This window comes from Candidatus Nitrosocosmicus franklandus, assembly GCF_900696045.1.
GTDB classification, from domain to species: domain Archaea; phylum Thermoproteota; class Nitrososphaeria; order Nitrososphaerales; family Nitrososphaeraceae; genus Nitrosocosmicus; species Nitrosocosmicus franklandus_A.
Genome location: NZ_LR216287.1, coordinates 673,132 through 688,522 on the forward strand (window position 1 = coordinate 673,132; position 15,391 = coordinate 688,522).

Sequence of the window (15,391 nt, forward strand, 5' to 3'; positions counted from 1 at the left end):
TCACGATTTTGATTGATTTAATGATCTACTCGTATTCCGCAAGTTACAAAGAAATATAAGTTTTCAACAATTCATAGATCAAATCTAGTGGTGGGGTGGCAGAGCGGCCATGCGTTCGCCTGCAGATTAGATCATGGGTTTCAGTGGTAGATAGCGAATTTATAAGGGTTCGAATCCCTTCCCCACCTTTGGTATCATTTTATCATGATTTTGAAATAAAATGCCCTTTTTTCTGATAATATCTTCTCAACATTTTCCAAAAGCAACTTCAAATTAACATTAAAAAGATATTCTGGAGCACCACTTAATTTTTCTATAGAGCGTCCCAATATCGAAAAATAAATGTCATCCTCTCCCTTTTGTAAATGCACGTATGCTGCATCTACCAGAATAAATCCGTTAAGAAATTTCTTGTTAGAACCAGATGCAGTCCTCCAAATGGCTTCCAAGACCTCATGTGATTTCCAGAATCTTTCCATATTAAATAAAAATACTGCTGAATATAGCGTTTCTTCAATGGATCTGTTTTCTTTCTCTTCAGTTATCTCATCAATTAATAACACCGAGTCAACCTGACTTAAAGCAGATACGAATGCTTCATTGATGCCTATAAAATAGGCATTTTCATCTGATCCAACATCTAGTTCAATAAAATATCGGGAAATGCGAATGTCTCGTAATTCTTCTTTATTGGAATGAGGCTCAACCAGATTTCGCAATTTTTGCAGAATGTCTTTAGCTTTTTTGGGCTCATAACCTTCATCCTTTTTTTTCAAATAAAAAAGATATCTTTTTTTCATTACGGCGTTCTAGTAATACCCTACCAATCCAATATTACCTATCTAAACATTTAAGTCAATAGACCGATTCAGATGATGGTCGCAATCCTCTTTTCCTAGATTTATAACCACAATTTTTACACCTGTATAACCTGGTTCTTCTATAAGTGTAAATAATATCGATCTCTTCTATTGGCTCGTGAAAAGATTTAATCATGCAGTTAGTGCAGAACCTCTTTTCCAAATCTAAACCTTTCAAACCCCATTTTAAATACAAAATTAGAAAGTATAATTACAACAAGTATTGTTGCTTATCCTTTATTACTTTCTTAGCAAATTCCTCAATAGCAAAGGAACCTCCCTGGGACTTTTCGCAACCGGGACATTAGCTTTTGAATAATTCTTAATTTTTGACTCCGCAGATCCATAATTTCCGTACACTATAGCTCCTGCATGACCCATTCTCTTTTCTTTTGGAGCCGACCTACCAGCAATATAGGCAATGACGGGTTTTGAAAAGTTTGTCCTAATGATATATTCAGCCAACATCTCTTCTGCATCACCACCAATTTCCCCGACAACAACCACAGAGTCAACGTCTGTTCTGTCTCTAATAAGTTCGAATGAATCAATTAAATTGGTACCATTTATTGGATCTCCGCCTATTCCCAAACCCAAACGTTGACCGAATCCGGAATTAGTGAGATGATATGAAACTTCATACATTAGTGTCCCACTTCTAGAGAACACTACGGTATTGCCTCTAGTGAATGGCTGAGCAGGCATAATACCTACTTTCATAATATCCGGAATTATTACACCGGGGGTGTTTGGCCCGATCATTCTTGCACCTTTTTTTTCAGCATATTCGTATATCTTGATAGAATCAATTATTGGCACGTGCTCAGGTATTGCAACTAGAAGCATAATTCCGTTATCCAAGGCTTCCTTTGCGGCATTATAAAAGTACGGTGCAGGTACAAATATACCAGAAATTTTTGATCCTGTTGTTTCCACAGCTTCCTTCATAGAATCGTAGACGGGAATTCCCTCAAACTGAGTACCACCTTTACCTGGTGTGACGCCTGCAGCCACATTTGTACCGTAGGCTCTCATTAATCTCGTATGTGTAGAACCAAAGCTGCCTGTAATTCCTTGAATTATCACTGGTTTTTTCTCATAATCAACATCAGAGCTCTTGCCGGTCAATATATCAAAAATGTCAAATTTCGTACCCAAATCAACATTACCTTCTAATTGTTATAATTGACCTTAAGAACCACAGCATTTATTGCTTCCTCTACAGTATCGAATAGTCGAGCTTGGCTTCCTTGCAGTAATTCTTTTGCTTTTTCTGACTGCGCCCCTGAAATACGAGCATATACAGGCACTTTTAAAATATCATTCTTGTAGGCTTCCAGAATTCCCATAGCTACCAAGTCTGTTCTTACAATTCCCCCAAATAAATTGACTAGGATTGCTTTTATTTTAGGAATACGGCTGATGACCTTAATTGCTTCATAAATTGTTTCAGCAGTGGCACGACCTCCAAAATCAAGAAAAGAGCCTGCGGTACCTTTGGCATCAGTAACCATATCCAAAGTAGACATGACAAGACCGGCTCCGTTACCTATAATCGCAATATCTCCATCGAGTTCTACAAAAGAGAATCCATGATCTGAGGCTTGTTTTTCCAAGTCGCTTAAATACAAATACTTTAACAGATCTGTATGTCTAAATAATGAATTATCATCTATTATCACTTTTGCATCCAGTGCCATCAGTGACCTATCTGAAACTATTGCCAATGGGTTAATTTCGGCTAGTTCAGCTTCTTTCTCAACCACAATCTTAAACAGGTTGAATAATAGGGTAATAAATCCTTCTTGGTATTCTTTTGGTATATTTAGTTTATTAGTAATTTCAGAAGCTAATTCCTTGGAGAGGTTGTTGCTGATGGATATGTCTTGTATTATTTTATTTTCTGTATGCTCTATGTCAACGCCACCTTCAGAAGATGCAATAATAGAAAAACATCTCTTGCTCCTATTCAAAAAGATCGAAAGATAAATTTCCTTCACAATATCAACCATTTTTTCCAGCAATATACCTCGCGGCAGTTCTCCTTTTACTTCTTTATGAAGAAGCTCATTGAACTTTGTTTCCAATTCGAAAGAATCTTTGCATTTTTGTATCGCGCCCGCTTTGCCCCTTCCTCCCACAGTCAATTGGGATTTTAAAACAAAAGGATAGCCTAATTTTTCTGCAGCGGTTCTTGCCTCCTCCAAATTCTGTACAAGAATAGAAGTTGGTGTCTTAATATCGAACTGATTGAATAGTTCTTTACCTTGATATTCGAGAAGTCGCATTCCTAAATGAATTAAAATACTCTTTATAAATAATCTTTTTTATTCTAGCGATAGTATTTAACTCGTTGTTCTAAATTATTGGGTTTAATCTTGAGTTTTATTTTGATATAGTATTATTTTTTAAATCAGAAAGATATTGAGAATAATTCTTCATTTCATTCATTAGACTCAAATAGTCAGGCATCAATGATTCATCTGGATTGCCATTTAATAGAGACAGCATTAGTTCGTTATTTTGTGCTATAGAGGCGTCGATGAATAAATTAAACTCAGTTATATTCTCAACTCCAGTTAAACTTGTATCATTGATACGATTTTGTACTTCGTTTTGTAACAGTTCAAATTGACTTTCAGTTGACGCCAGCGTCGCATTTGGATCCGGAAAGGTGATAGTCATATTGGTTGTACTTTGATTAGAAACATTACCAGCAGGCAGGAACCAAACAACAAAACTTGCCGCCAGGATTGCGACAACCATAACACATGTTAATAAAATGCCTTTTTTACTTATACGTTTGCCATTCTTAGTATTACCGCCGTCGTCACCTTCGTTGTCACCAAAAGTCATAGATTAGCATTATAAGAGCGTCAATATTACTCTATGTTTTGTTAACTCTTAATATTAAACTTCGCTGTAACTAGATTGGAGCGAATTGAGAGGTTATGCCCAGTCATGAATCAAAATAAGATATTTGCACTAAGAAAAATAAAATATCAAGAAACTACCATGATAAACATTTGTGACATAGAGTTATTAGATAAAGAAATAAACAAGGGCGATTTTATTATTCAGATATCAAAAAACTATTTTCTAGAAGAGGAAATTGATGAACGAGAAGCCATTACAATGTTAAAGTCGTCATCTGTTCTCAATTTGGTAGGAAACAGGATTGTGAAGCTTGCGTTGGAGCTACGGCTTGCTAAAGAGAATAGTATAAAGGTGATAGACAATATTCCATTTTTAATGATTTTTAGGTTTGTAGGTAATTACTGACCAAGGCAATTATTTTCTAAAGATACAAATTTCTATCTGATATAGAATCCCTTATGCTTCTTATGGTAGTAACCGGAGAATTTGATCCAATAATCGCTCTTCCTATTATTAGATAGTTACTTCCAGATGCTAAAGCATCCTTTACGTTCCCACCTTGAGTAATCAATCCGGGAGAATATATTGGAATATTTGTCGTAGGAGTTCCCTTACTAGAACACTCTTTAATTATGTCCAATCGATTCCCTCCGATCACAACGCCATCAACACCTGCAATGATGGAATTGCCATAAAATGAGCGATATAAAGGTAGAAACTTGGTTTCTACAGCATGGTCAGATTGAGATTGGATTAGAGCCCCATACCCCTCAACTGCTTCTGGATGACTCATGTAAACTAATGAGATGATTCCAAACCCCAGGGAATGTGCATACCGAGTGATCGATACTAAGCTGTTTTTTCCAATAAAAGGGTTGAGAATTGTGCTGTCAAAACCCATTGATGCAAGATGCTGTATGACTACTTTGTTGGTATCAAAAATATCATTTAATTTTAGATCTGCTATTACCTGTAAATCATTATCATGAGCACACTTTGTCATTTTCTTTAATTCATTACCCGATAGAGGCAAGATAACATGAAAGTTTAGTTTTATTGCACAAGAATAAGAACTCAAACTCTCGATTTTCTCGATTACATAATCAAAAATATTTTTTGTTCCGTATGGTGGATCTAAAGCCAATATAATACTTGATTTCTTATCTTTAGATATTGCACAAATCCTTTCCTTAAAAGATAACGAAGAGATCATGTTAGACTTTGACCAGCGGATGTGGACCATCTAATTGAATAACTTTTAAATAAATAAAGCCATGTTCGTCTATATGATTCGAAAAGGTTGGATGATTTGATTTTTCGAGACTAAATTTTAGAAAACATTTGTCTATACCCTCATTTATAGGAACATAGTAAAAAAAGCTTGTATCAGCCGAATCTAGCATTGTCATAGGAGTTCCTAGTATTTGCTCATGAATATTTTGTCCATGTTTAATTGGAGGTGTATTAGTTACATCCTTAGGAAATAGAAACAACGGAATAGTATTTTCTTCATAAATTGTACGGAAAGCAACTAACTTTGAGAGACTAAGCAGATCATTCAATCCTATTCCCGTATATCTTGAAGTAGCGCTTATTCTTGAAGGCTTTGTAAATGAAGGAGGAGGAGAAGATACTTTAATAACTGGAGAATAAAGTGCAGAAGTGTCTCGAATCTTATCGACTAAATACACCTCCTCTAAATTATTGCTAATCTTGTACAAGAGATATTGATTTTCAGTAATCTGGGTGTTGACTACATAATAAATTATGGATCTACCGCTTAATGAATCAAAAGGAACAGCTAAAATATCTGTTCCCAGATAGTTGTATTCATAAATAGGAGAGGGAACCCTTTCAAGCGAACATACCAACCTAGCTAAATCATTTAGAGTTTTTAATTTAATATAAATTGGAGACTTTAGCAATTTTAGACCAACCTAAGAAAAGGGTTTCTTGTCCATATATAATTTTAATACAATAAGAATAAATAAGTCAAGAAACAGGTTTTGCAAGGAATCAGACTTTTCCTTTGAAATTTTTGATTTATGATGTATCATGATAATGTTATTTGAATAACGAAATTATTTGTTCTAAAATCACACAATACAACAAATTATTAATAATAGTTTATGCAAATCACAGAGCAAGAATTAATTATTTATATCAAATAACATTTAATATCGTAAAAAAATTAAATTAATTATGCTAGGTTACACTGATGACGACATTAAAAATGCAGCAGAGATTAGAGAATGGTTGACCAAACAAATTATGGAAAAACAAGAGGAAATAGACAAAATAAAGATTACATTATCATTAATTGATTCGGTATTAAAAAAAGGTAGCTTTAAAACAGCAGCAAATCTGAATGTTACAAAAAGCGATTTGACTCAAGACAAAAAATATGGGTCTCAACTTGATTCGAAGCCCTATAAAAGGACTGTAACAAAACCTCCTGACGAGACAAGACAAAAAGATATAGGTGAATCAAAAGCTGTAGAAATCAAACCCATAAAAAGGTTAAAGGATAATACGCTTGTAGCCCAAGTACATATATTTCCCAATAGTGTAGAAATCACACCAGAAGAAAATATCAAGATTAGTTTAGAGACCCCCCCTTTTAGATCATTTTTCTTAAATAGGATATTACAAGGCATGAAAAACAAAGATTTAGAAAAGTTAAAGCAAGGTTCTTTATCAGAGACAGAAGTGATCAATTTTGAGGTCATTACTGATGAACCAGATAATAAAAATATTAAGAAAGTAGTTATAAATAATTATAGAGATAAAGAACGTATTAATGAGATTTTTAATACGGCAGCATGGGTAATAACCAGAATGCTGGAAAAAGGTGAAAGATAACGGACAAGATAATAGTTCTAGATTTTGGTTCACAATATAGCCATTTAATATGTCGAAGGATAAGAGATTCAAACATCTACTGTGAATTAGTACCATATAACATTCCATTAGATAAACTTTTGGAGTTAAATCCAAAAGGAATAATCTTTTCGGGTGGTCCTGCTAGTGTTTACGAAAAGGGTTCTCCAAAACCAGATAACAAAATTTTCGAAACAGGGATTCCCATATTAGGAATATGTTATGGACATCAATTAATAATAGATCATTTTGATGGAAAAATAAGAAAAGTAGACAAGAGAGAGTATGGCAGTGCACTACTCGAAATTTCAGATAAGACGAATCTATTTAAAAACATTGAATCAGATACTCTGAAATGTTGGATGAGTCATAGTGATGCCGCTGAAATCCTTCCGAAAGGTTTCAAAATCTTAGGTAAGACAGATAGTTCATTCTCAGCTGCGATTGGAAATGACGAGAAAAAAGTCTTTGGATTACAATTTCATCCCGAGGTAGTGCATACAGAGAATGGTAACACAGTATTGAATAATTTTGCAAGAAACATCAGCAAAGCAAACCCAGAATGGAGTATGACAAACTTTGTTGATACAATTGTTAGAGAAATAGCAGAAAAGACGAGAAACGAAAGAGTCCTTTGTGCAGTTAGTGGTGGAGTTGACTCAACAACTTGCGCGGTTCTTATTCATAAAGCCATAAAGGATAATCTTACATGTGTATTTGTCGATAACGGTCTGTTACGTGAAAACGAAAGAGAAACAGTTATGAAAATATTCAATGAGAAATTAAGAATTCCAATACAAATAATCGATGCTAGAGAAAGATTTCTAAAGAAGTTAGAGAAGGTTATTGACCCCGAAGAGAAAAGAAAGAGAATTGGAGAGGAGTTTGCTATGATTTTTACTGAATTTGCTGAAAAAAAAGGACCATTTCAATGGCTGGCACAAGGAACTCTCTATCCCGATGTAATTGAAAGCGGAGTATCTGGAGGACCAGCTACTGTAATAAAAACGCATCATAATGTGGGAGGACTACCGGAATGGCTCAACCTTAAAGTCCTAGAACCTTTAAGGTTTTTGTACAAGGATGAGGTAAGAAAGGTAGCCAGAATTCTCCAAATACCCGAAGACATATTAAACAGACACCCATTTCCAGGACCAGGTTTAGCTGTCAGAATAATAGGCGAGGTCACTAATGAAAAAATAAACATAGTTAGAAAGGCAAGCAAAATAGTTGAAGATATTTTAGTTGAAGATAAACTTTATGACAAGGTTTGGCAGGCATTTGCGATAATAGGTGACGACAGAGCCGTAGGAATTTTAGGAGATGAGAGATTAGAAGGTCGCATCGTAACTGTAAGAGTCATGGAGTCAGTTGATGCGATGACTGCAGACTGGGTACGGCTTCCTAATAAGACATTGGAGAAGATTAGTTCAAAGATAACCAACGAGATTGAAAAAGTTGCATGGGTTACTTACGCAATTTCTAGTAAACCTCCTGCTACCATTGAACCGCAATAGGCTAAATTTTGATAGGATGTAAAAAATACGAAGCTCCAATTTTCAAATAAAATTCAATTCTAAATCACTACCATTAATATCACTACCACAAGCTTAGCCACCACAAGCTTAGCCACCACAACATGAATCGATCTTGATATGTATTGGAATTCGGCAGGATAGGTATGAGAGAATCTAATTTCTATCTCTTAACCTATTTCTTTTATCGAGTCTGTTTTTGTTCATTTTCTTCATTCTTAATACGATGAGAAACGTTACCCCCCATAATATTAGAGCTATGGACAAGTAATTTATCATCCACAAATATCCTCCGATGAGTGCCAGTGCAATTCCTATAAATGCGAGAAGGTTTTTCGTCTTCACAAAATGATATTTCTATCGACCCCATAAATAGGTGAAGGATAATTAGAACTAGAGATTTGAGTCATTTCGGAATTAGTCCACCTTGTTAATAATTTGATCAAATTCTTTGCAACATCTAATTTTTTCCTTTTAAAATCGTAATTCATTATTTTCCTTTTTGAAAAATGTCCTATTCTAGAATCAAAATCCATTCCAATAAGTATTATTTCCTTTGCCAGAAAATGATCTGCAAGAAAAACACACCTATCACCATCTGTAAAACCGCCAAAATTAAAGACATTAGTAAGAGGAAAGTTTTGAGTTGTCCCCACAATCTTGTCAAAATCTGAGATGGAAGAATTAATTTTTTCAATATTATCACCATGAGCATGAATAACCATAACTGAACCCTTCTTGCTAGCTTTTAGCAGAGATTCAAAATTGCCATCTAGATCAGTGATAACAAAATCAGGTATAATTTCCAAGTCCAAAATCAATTCCGAAGCACCATCTGCGACCATGACTACTAGATTTGTTTCTTTTGATTGGTTATTTTTGGGACTAAACTTTTGATAAACATCGAGAATAAATTGTTGAATTTGTTTATCTTCAATACTTGGACCAGCACCTATTGCCATAACTTTGCTTTGACAAATCTTACTAAAATAGTGTAGATTCGTGTTAATATTACCCAAATGTTGTGAGAGATAAATACTACTCAGAAAATCTTTGTCTATTCGCAGATCTAAATATTTTGCAATAATTTGGTAATGACGATACCAATAACTAAATCTCAAGAGGCTATGTTGAAAGCAAGAAAGTAGTATATATTTTCTCTTTCTAGTTACCTTTCTTCATAACTACCAATATTTTAAGAAAGTATTAACTACAAGATAGAGTAAGATTAATTCAGGTTATGGAAGAAATGGATAATACACCAGATAATCGACTCAAAGAAATTTACAAATTAAAGAACATAGCTGTAGTAGGAATGTCTCCCACAGAAGGCAAGCCTGCCAATTATGTTCCAAAATACTTAATCGAAAAAGGATACAAAGTTATTCCTGTCAATCCAGTATATGATAGTGTATTAGGATTAAAATCATATCCTAAAGTGTCTGAAATCCCTGATCCTGTAGACATTGTAGACATTTTTAGAAAATCAGAAGATATTCCCCCAATTGCTAAAGACGCGGTCAAGAAAAAAGGAATTAAAGTTTTTTGGATGCAGTTGGGCATTTATAACTCAGAAGCAAAGGAAATTGCAGAGAGAAATGGTATGGAAGTTGTCTATAATAGATGTATGTTGAGAGAACATCAAAGACTATTACTATAAAAAAGAATAAAACAGAGAAGATGAATTTATTGGGAGAATTTGTAAATTAAGCAACTTAATTAAATAGGAGAACTTCATATTTATTGAAACACTAATGCCTAATTGGAGTCAGCTTGACAACAAAGTCGATTTACGAAAGAATAAAAATTACGACAATTTGGGTCGATTTCAAAATTTTACAAAAGTCATCGTTATCTGTATAGATCGTGATGATGATATAGGCATCAAAGGTGGAATAGAAACCCCCATCATAGGAAAAGAAGCTTGCATAAACGCAGGGACACGCCTGGCGATAGAAGATCCAGAAGATTCGGATTGTAATGCGATCTTTGGAGCAGTAAAGTCTTATGACGAATTTAAAATGAAGGGATACGATGTCGAGATAGCTTTAGTTGCAGGTAAGTATAATCGAGGTATTGAAGGAGATATAAAAATTGCACAGGAAATTGACAAAGTCTTAGAAGCATATGCAGCAGATGGAGCAGTAGTGATATCAGACGGAGAAGATGATGAAACGGCCATTCCACTAATTCAAGGAAGAGTTCCAATCATATCAATTCAAAGAATCATCGTACGGCAAAGTCGGAGTGTAGAATATTCCTACGCTGTACTAGCACGATACATAAAGATTCTTTTTTATGACCCCAGATATTCAAAATTTTTTTTAGGCCTACCTGGAGCGCTGTTGGTTACAAGTGGATTATCAATTATATTTGGTTTTTCTAGAGAAGCATTTGCGCTAGGCATTAGTATTCTAGGGGCAGCATTCATATTGAGAGCATTTGATATCGATAAATCTCTTTCAACGTTGTCAAAGCCAAGCCCTTCCGCATTCATAAGGGTATTTTCGTACTTTGCAGGAACTATGATCATAATTGCATCAATTCTAAATGGAATCTCCCATATTCCTCCAGAAATCATCGAATCAAACAAAGAAATAACTTCTTTAATAACAAACAAGATTGTTTTAAGCAATTTTGCCAACGGTACTATTACATTGCTCTGGATTGGAATTGCCACGATCTTTGCAGGAGTATTATTAAGCAATTGGTTTAAGGGTAGTATAAAGATAATATACGATATTTTGAGACTGGTAGTATTAGGATTATTTTACATCCCTATGCTACAGTTAACTTCATTGATCACAGAGCGTGGCAACCCTTTTAATTTAATCTCATCGTTATTGATAGGTTTAGCAATAACCTTGATAGCAGCGACCTTTCTATTCCAATACTTTAGAAACAGAAAGGGAGGAGAGGCATTAAAACATGATGACCAGTAAGATATATTAAAACATTGAAGAGGCTATAAGTTATTCCCCCAATGCCTTTAACGGACAAACTTCTAAAATTCCTGTACGCAGCTTCAAGGCAGAATTTGATATATAGCATATATGAAAAACACCTAATGAAGGAAATCACCCAATTTCCTTTCCCACAGCATATTGGAATTATACTGGATGGAAACAGACGCTGGTCAAGAATCAAAGACATGGATAAAGTTATTGGTCATCAGATGGGTGCAGATATCGCTGAGGAGATGCTGAATTGGATTTATGACTTGGGTATAAAGATCACAACCGTCTATGTGTTATCTAATGAAAATCTTGGTCGCGATCCCAATGAGTTGGAAAATATCTATTCATTGCTGGAAGAGAAATTAGAGAGCTTGTATAACGACAATCGTATACATAAAAAACGGATACGCATAAAATCGATAGGAGAATTCAATAAGATACCTGAAAATTTGCAGAAAATACTAAGGAAATTGGAAGACAGGACAGAAAAGTATGATAATATGTACCTAAACATTGCAATCGCTTATGGAGGACAAAGAGAATTGATCGATGCTATTAGAAAAATCGCTACCAGTGTTAAGGAGGAAAAAATCAAAGTTGAAGATATCGATGAGAAAGTAATTGAAGCCAATTTGTACACATCACACTTACCTCAGGCAGAGCCTGATCTAATACTAAGGACATCTGGAGAGAAGCGATTAAGTGGTTTCTTGTTATGGCAAAGCGCTTACAGCGAGCTTGTATTTGTAGACATATTTTGGCCTGAATTTAGAAAAATCGATCTGATGCGGGCAATTAGAACATTTCAGAAAAGGGCAAGAAGGTACGGAAAATAAATTTAGATTTATAAAGTCATTAAATTATTATGGGATTATGCCTCAGCACGGCGAAATTGACAAGCGTACTAATCAAATTTATTGCGGTTATTGGATGAATCTGGATGAATGGGAAGAGATACACAAATATTCACCAGATGCAGAGGAATTCGTAGAAACAAAAGAAGTAAGTGACTAAAGGTGTTGATTTGATATATACATACCTGAACAAGCTGATCCCTTTATTCAAGAACATATTTTTATAATCGTTAATTTTATTCATGGCAATGTATGATGAAATTTCTGCCGGCGCTGTCTTGTATCTAAAGGAAGAGGGCCCAGAGATAAAATACTTGATACTTAATTACAGTTATGGTCACTGGGACTTTCCAAAAGGAAATATCGAAGCAGGAGAAACTGAGCTTGAGACTGTTTTTCGAGAAGTATCTGAAGAAACCGGAATAAAAGATATTCAAATTATAGAAGGATTCCGTCAGCAAATTGAATACAAGTATCGAAAGAAATCAAAATTAGTTAACAAGGCAGTAATCTACTATTTGGCAGAGACTAAATCAAGGCAAGTAGTATTGTCTTTTGAGCATAATGACTTTGGGTGGTTTTCCTTTGAACATGCTCTAATGAAACTTTCGTTTGAAAACAGTAGGAAAGTATTACGAAATGCCAATAATGTGCTTACTTGTCTATACTCAAACTAGGAGAAATATGTAATTCAGATTACAAAGAACTCGTGATTATAAGTGTCAAAATCTAACAAGAAAGAATTAAAATTTTGAATTGGAACGATTGGAACTCCTTGAATGTTTTGAAACTCAGATTTAAGAAACGTGACTATAATAGGATATAGACTTTGTACTCCAAGAATTTCTTTCCTCTCTCCAAGTCTTACGCTACGGTCCTTCTGTTTTATGACAACTTCCTGGAGCGAGGAAAAGGATGTATTCTTCCAATGTTTACAATCAATTACTAACGCAATCTTTGATTTTATTGCTATAATGTCTATCTGTCTAGTAGGATTCCTTATTCTATAATTAAAATATACGACATAATCATGGAATTTCAAAATTTCAGAGGAAAGTATTTCAAAATCTTTCCAACTTAGTATCTTGCAAATTTCAAACACATCAGCACCGCAACTCAATGCGGCAATTCCCAAAGAAATTTTATTCGAAGAAGTGTTTTCAACAAAATTATTCTTAACGATTACCCCTTTAGATAAAAAAAGATTATGGATTTCAGGATCTGTATCCTTGTTTATCTCTACCCCTGCAGGTGATGAACTCAGTTCACGTAGTATATGCACTAAGAAATTGGGATTTCTTATCAATAACCTAGAATGGAAATTCAGTGGTTAGGAAACTATGACTGTTCCGACCATTGCTGGATGTAATGTACAAAAGTATGGATACTCTCCTGCAGCATCAAATGTATGTTCAAAAGTCTTGCCTTGGCCTGTAAGAGCAGTAGGTCCAGCCAAACCTGAATCAAATAGTTGACCTGCGTCTGGTGCACCTATACTTCCAGAAGTTACTGTATGAAATGCTGTATCATCATTTGTCCATACGACTGTTTGACCGACTGTGATTTCAATTGGATTTGGACTATAAGCGGTATCAGTAAGGGTAGAGGCTCCTGGAACTATGGATGCTTGCACCTTATCACCTTGAGCAAAAACACTATTCTCTGCGCTAGCTCCAATGGCTATTACACCAAAAATCGCAAGTAGACTCGCTGTAAGATAAATTGTTTTACTTACCATATCTTACACAATAGTTTGATTAAACAGTAATAAATACCATTTCTAGCATGTAGAATCTAAATTCGGAGTATGTGAAAATGTACTCAAGTGGAGGAGATCTTTGATACCATGATTTACAAATTTAGCAACCTTGTCTACGCCCAAAGTCTCGGCAAATTAACATTCCAGTCACTCGAAGATAAAAAATAGGCTTATTTGTATTGCCAGAATAAGACGTGACTAAAATATCTCAAATAGAATAACTCTAAGTTTGAGTCTTTAATTCTTACAGAATTTTTAAAGGAAAAAAATAAGAGATTATGTTACGATTATCTTGCCCACCATTGCAGGATGCAATGTACAGTGATAATCGATTTCGCCTGCAGCATCAAATGTATGTTCAAAAGTCTTGCCTTGGCCTGTAAGAGCAGTAGGTCCAGCCAAACCTGAATCAAATAGTTGACCTGCGTCAGCAGCGCCAAATTTTCCAGAAGTTACTGTATGAAATGCTGTATCATCATTTGTCCATACGACTGTTTGACCAACTTTTACCTGAATAGGGTTTGGATCAACGGCTGTATCAGTAAGGGTAGAGGCTCCTGGAACTATGGATGCTTGCACCTTATCACCTTGAGCAAAAACACTATTCTCTGCGCTAGCTCCAATGGCTATTACACCAAAAATCGCAAGTAGACTCGCTGTAAGATAAATTGTTTTACTTACCATGCTAATCGTATAAGAATAATTTTCACTCTAATAAATACCATAAGATTTTTTCTTTAGAAAAATCTAGAATAATATGTGTTAAAATATTTTTATTCAATGGTTACAAGTATTCACAAAGACTTGAAGTGAATGACCTTATCTCCTTAGTTTGGGAAATGAAAAGTACCACGATTACAGAAGAAGAAAAAAGAATAATATACAGTATTTTGAATAACGAAGAAAAGAAATCAACCTTCAAGTATGAAAAAATAAGGAAATTCTTTAATATTTTTAAAAAAAATAAACTTCAGATTGAAGAATCAAAGGCTTCATATGATTTTACCGGTTTGCTAGACAAAGGTTTAATTGAATTAGAAGTACCGCCGGGCTCGCCGAGTCAAGATACCGATAACAAGCAAAATCAGCCCGGCAAAAACTACAAGTTAACAAATAAAGGTTTGCTTCATATTTTTAATGGCAAATTCATTTACTCACCAAGTCTTCTAGTAAAATACCATAATGAAATAGTTCTAAGTAACTCGTTGTACAAGTATTTTGAGCTAAAGACTATTAGATCATCTTCAGCCAAATTTTTCGTATTAATCAGTGAATATCTTTATGATATTGCAAGCTATTTGCTTGGATATCGTCATTCAACTACTATGCCATTTACAATTGAGATTCAAAAAGATATAGAACATAACTTGAACTTGATAGCATTATATTTAGGATTTAAAATAGCAATACAATATAAGGAATCGAATTTAATATCATCAACTATTGATAACCCAAATGACAAGGCCGTATTAGCAATTTTTGATATGGAGATGTCCATGAAAAAGAAACTATCAAGAGATCCAAAATTACTCGATCTAATAGCGAACGTATTTGATGAGCTTAGCAAAGGACGTGAAGAGCTCTTGAGTTTGAGCAGGGTTAACTGAAGATACTCACCGAATTAAAATTGATGGAAAAAATCGATATTGTTAATAAAAGCGCGCAGAGC

General features: G+C 34.6%; 20 protein-coding genes and 1 tRNA gene. 10 read left to right on the plus strand and 11 right to left on the minus strand.

Features of this window, described 5'->3' with window-relative positions; all coding sequences use genetic code 11:
* The first annotated feature begins 89 nt into the window (after window positions 1-89).
* Window positions 90-188, plus strand: a tRNA-Cys gene (locus tag NFRAN_RS03095).
* A 6-nt stretch (window positions 189-194) separates the two neighbouring features.
* Here NFRAN_RS03095 and NFRAN_RS03100 read toward each other — a convergent pair.
* The 4 genes from NFRAN_RS03100 to NFRAN_RS03115 form a co-directional block, all read right to left on the minus strand.
* Entirely contained in the window at window positions 195-776 is a 582-nt protein-coding gene (locus NFRAN_RS03100) for a DUF309 domain-containing protein (RefSeq protein WP_172602073.1), read from the minus strand.
* Window positions 777-1,100: 324 nt separating this feature from the next.
* Window positions 1,101-2,018, minus strand: a complete 918-nt coding sequence (sucD, locus tag NFRAN_RS03105) for a succinate--CoA ligase subunit alpha (RefSeq protein ID WP_197731105.1) — start codon at window positions 2,016-2,018, stop codon at window positions 1,101-1,103.
* 14 nt (window positions 2,019-2,032) lie between these two features.
* On the minus strand, window positions 2,033-3,148 hold the full coding sequence (locus tag NFRAN_RS03110; protein WP_134483032.1) for a succinate--CoA ligase subunit beta: 1,116 nt from the start codon (window positions 3,146-3,148) through the stop codon (window positions 2,033-2,035).
* A gap of 97 nt (window positions 3,149-3,245) precedes the next feature.
* The gene (locus NFRAN_RS03115; RefSeq protein ID WP_134483033.1) at window positions 3,246-3,716 is read right to left on the minus strand and encodes a hypothetical protein; all 471 of its coding nucleotides are present in this window, start codon (window positions 3,714-3,716) and stop codon (window positions 3,246-3,248) included.
* Window positions 3,717-3,821: 105 nt separating this feature from the next.
* Here NFRAN_RS03115 and NFRAN_RS03120 point away from each other — a divergent pair, with 105 nt between their 5' ends.
* On the plus strand, window positions 3,822-4,142 hold the full coding sequence (locus NFRAN_RS03120) for a DUF424 domain-containing protein (protein ID WP_134483034.1): 321 nt from the start codon (window positions 3,822-3,824) through the stop codon (window positions 4,140-4,142).
* Between the two features lie 16 nt (window positions 4,143-4,158).
* Here NFRAN_RS03120 and NFRAN_RS03125 read toward each other — a convergent pair whose 3' ends face one another.
* A complete protein-coding gene (locus NFRAN_RS03125) occupies window positions 4,159-4,950 on the minus strand; it encodes an orotidine 5'-phosphate decarboxylase / HUMPS family protein (RefSeq protein WP_172602074.1) in 792 nt (263 codons plus the stop codon).
* A gap of 1 nt (window position 4,951) precedes the next feature.
* Window positions 4,952-5,662: a hypothetical protein gene (locus NFRAN_RS03130; RefSeq protein WP_134483036.1), complete on the minus strand. Its 711-nt coding sequence runs from the start codon at window positions 5,660-5,662 to the stop codon at window positions 4,952-4,954.
* A 277-nt stretch (window positions 5,663-5,939) separates the two neighbouring features.
* Between NFRAN_RS03130 and NFRAN_RS03135 the strand changes: the two genes are divergently transcribed.
* Entirely contained in the window at window positions 5,940-6,599 is a 660-nt protein-coding gene (locus NFRAN_RS03135; RefSeq protein ID WP_134483037.1) for a hypothetical protein, read from the plus strand.
* Complete coding sequence (gene guaA / locus NFRAN_RS03140; RefSeq protein ID WP_134483038.1) at window positions 6,596-8,134, plus strand: glutamine-hydrolyzing GMP synthase; 1,539 nt, start codon at window positions 6,596-6,598, stop codon at window positions 8,132-8,134. Before NFRAN_RS03135 ends, guaA begins: the two co-directional genes overlap by 4 nt.
* 174 nt (window positions 8,135-8,308) lie before the next feature.
* Here the strand turns inward: guaA and NFRAN_RS03145 are convergent, their stop codons facing one another.
* Entirely contained in the window at window positions 8,309-8,497 is a 189-nt protein-coding gene (locus NFRAN_RS03145) for a hypothetical protein (protein WP_134483039.1), read from the minus strand.
* Entirely contained in the window at window positions 8,494-9,273 is a 780-nt protein-coding gene (locus tag NFRAN_RS03150) for a 6-hydroxymethylpterin diphosphokinase MptE-like protein (RefSeq protein ID WP_320410581.1), read from the minus strand. Before NFRAN_RS03150 ends, NFRAN_RS03145 begins: the two co-directional genes overlap by 4 nt.
* Window positions 9,274-9,392: 119 nt before the next feature.
* On the opposite strand from NFRAN_RS03150, the gene NFRAN_RS03155 reads away from it, so the two are divergent.
* The 5 genes from NFRAN_RS03155 to NFRAN_RS03170 all read left to right on the plus strand — a co-directional run bounded on the left by NFRAN_RS03155 (window position 9,393) and on the right by NFRAN_RS03170 (window position 12,640).
* Complete coding sequence (locus tag NFRAN_RS03155) at window positions 9,393-9,812, plus strand: CoA-binding protein (protein WP_134483041.1); 420 nt, start codon at window positions 9,393-9,395, stop codon at window positions 9,810-9,812.
* Between the two features lie 94 nt (window positions 9,813-9,906).
* Window positions 9,907-11,094: a DUF373 family protein gene (locus tag NFRAN_RS03160; protein WP_134483042.1), complete on the plus strand. Its 1,188-nt coding sequence runs from the start codon at window positions 9,907-9,909 to the stop codon at window positions 11,092-11,094.
* Window positions 11,095-11,219: 125 nt separating this feature from the next.
* Window positions 11,220-11,945: a polyprenyl diphosphate synthase gene (gene uppS, locus NFRAN_RS03165; protein WP_134483043.1), complete on the plus strand. Its 726-nt coding sequence runs from the start codon at window positions 11,220-11,222 to the stop codon at window positions 11,943-11,945.
* Window positions 11,946-11,982: 37 nt separating this feature from the next.
* Window positions 11,983-12,123, plus strand: coding sequence for a hypothetical protein (locus NFRAN_RS13570; protein WP_172602077.1), 141 nt, complete (start codon window positions 11,983-11,985; stop codon window positions 12,121-12,123).
* An 88-nt stretch (window positions 12,124-12,211) separates the two neighbouring features.
* Window positions 12,212-12,640: a bis(5'-nucleosyl)-tetraphosphatase gene (locus tag NFRAN_RS03170; protein ID WP_134485624.1), complete on the plus strand. Its 429-nt coding sequence runs from the start codon at window positions 12,212-12,214 to the stop codon at window positions 12,638-12,640.
* A 14-nt stretch (window positions 12,641-12,654) separates the two neighbouring features.
* Here the strand turns inward: NFRAN_RS03170 and NFRAN_RS03175 are convergent, their stop codons facing one another.
* The 3 genes from NFRAN_RS03175 to NFRAN_RS03185 form a co-directional block, all read right to left on the minus strand.
* Entirely contained in the window at window positions 12,655-13,245 is a 591-nt protein-coding gene (locus tag NFRAN_RS03175) for an NERD domain-containing protein (protein WP_172602078.1), read from the minus strand.
* A 48-nt stretch (window positions 13,246-13,293) separates the two neighbouring features.
* Window positions 13,294-13,701, minus strand: a complete 408-nt coding sequence (locus tag NFRAN_RS03180) for a cupredoxin domain-containing protein (RefSeq protein ID WP_134483045.1) — start codon at window positions 13,699-13,701, stop codon at window positions 13,294-13,296.
* A 297-nt stretch (window positions 13,702-13,998) separates the two neighbouring features.
* Window positions 13,999-14,406: a cupredoxin domain-containing protein gene (locus NFRAN_RS03185; protein ID WP_134483046.1), complete on the minus strand. Its 408-nt coding sequence runs from the start codon at window positions 14,404-14,406 to the stop codon at window positions 13,999-14,001.
* 155 nt (window positions 14,407-14,561) lie between these two features.
* Between NFRAN_RS03185 and NFRAN_RS03190 the strand changes: the two genes are divergently transcribed.
* Window positions 14,562-15,329: a hypothetical protein gene (locus NFRAN_RS03190; RefSeq protein ID WP_134483047.1), complete on the plus strand. Its 768-nt coding sequence runs from the start codon at window positions 14,562-14,564 to the stop codon at window positions 15,327-15,329.
* Window positions 15,330-15,391 lie beyond the last annotated feature (62 nt).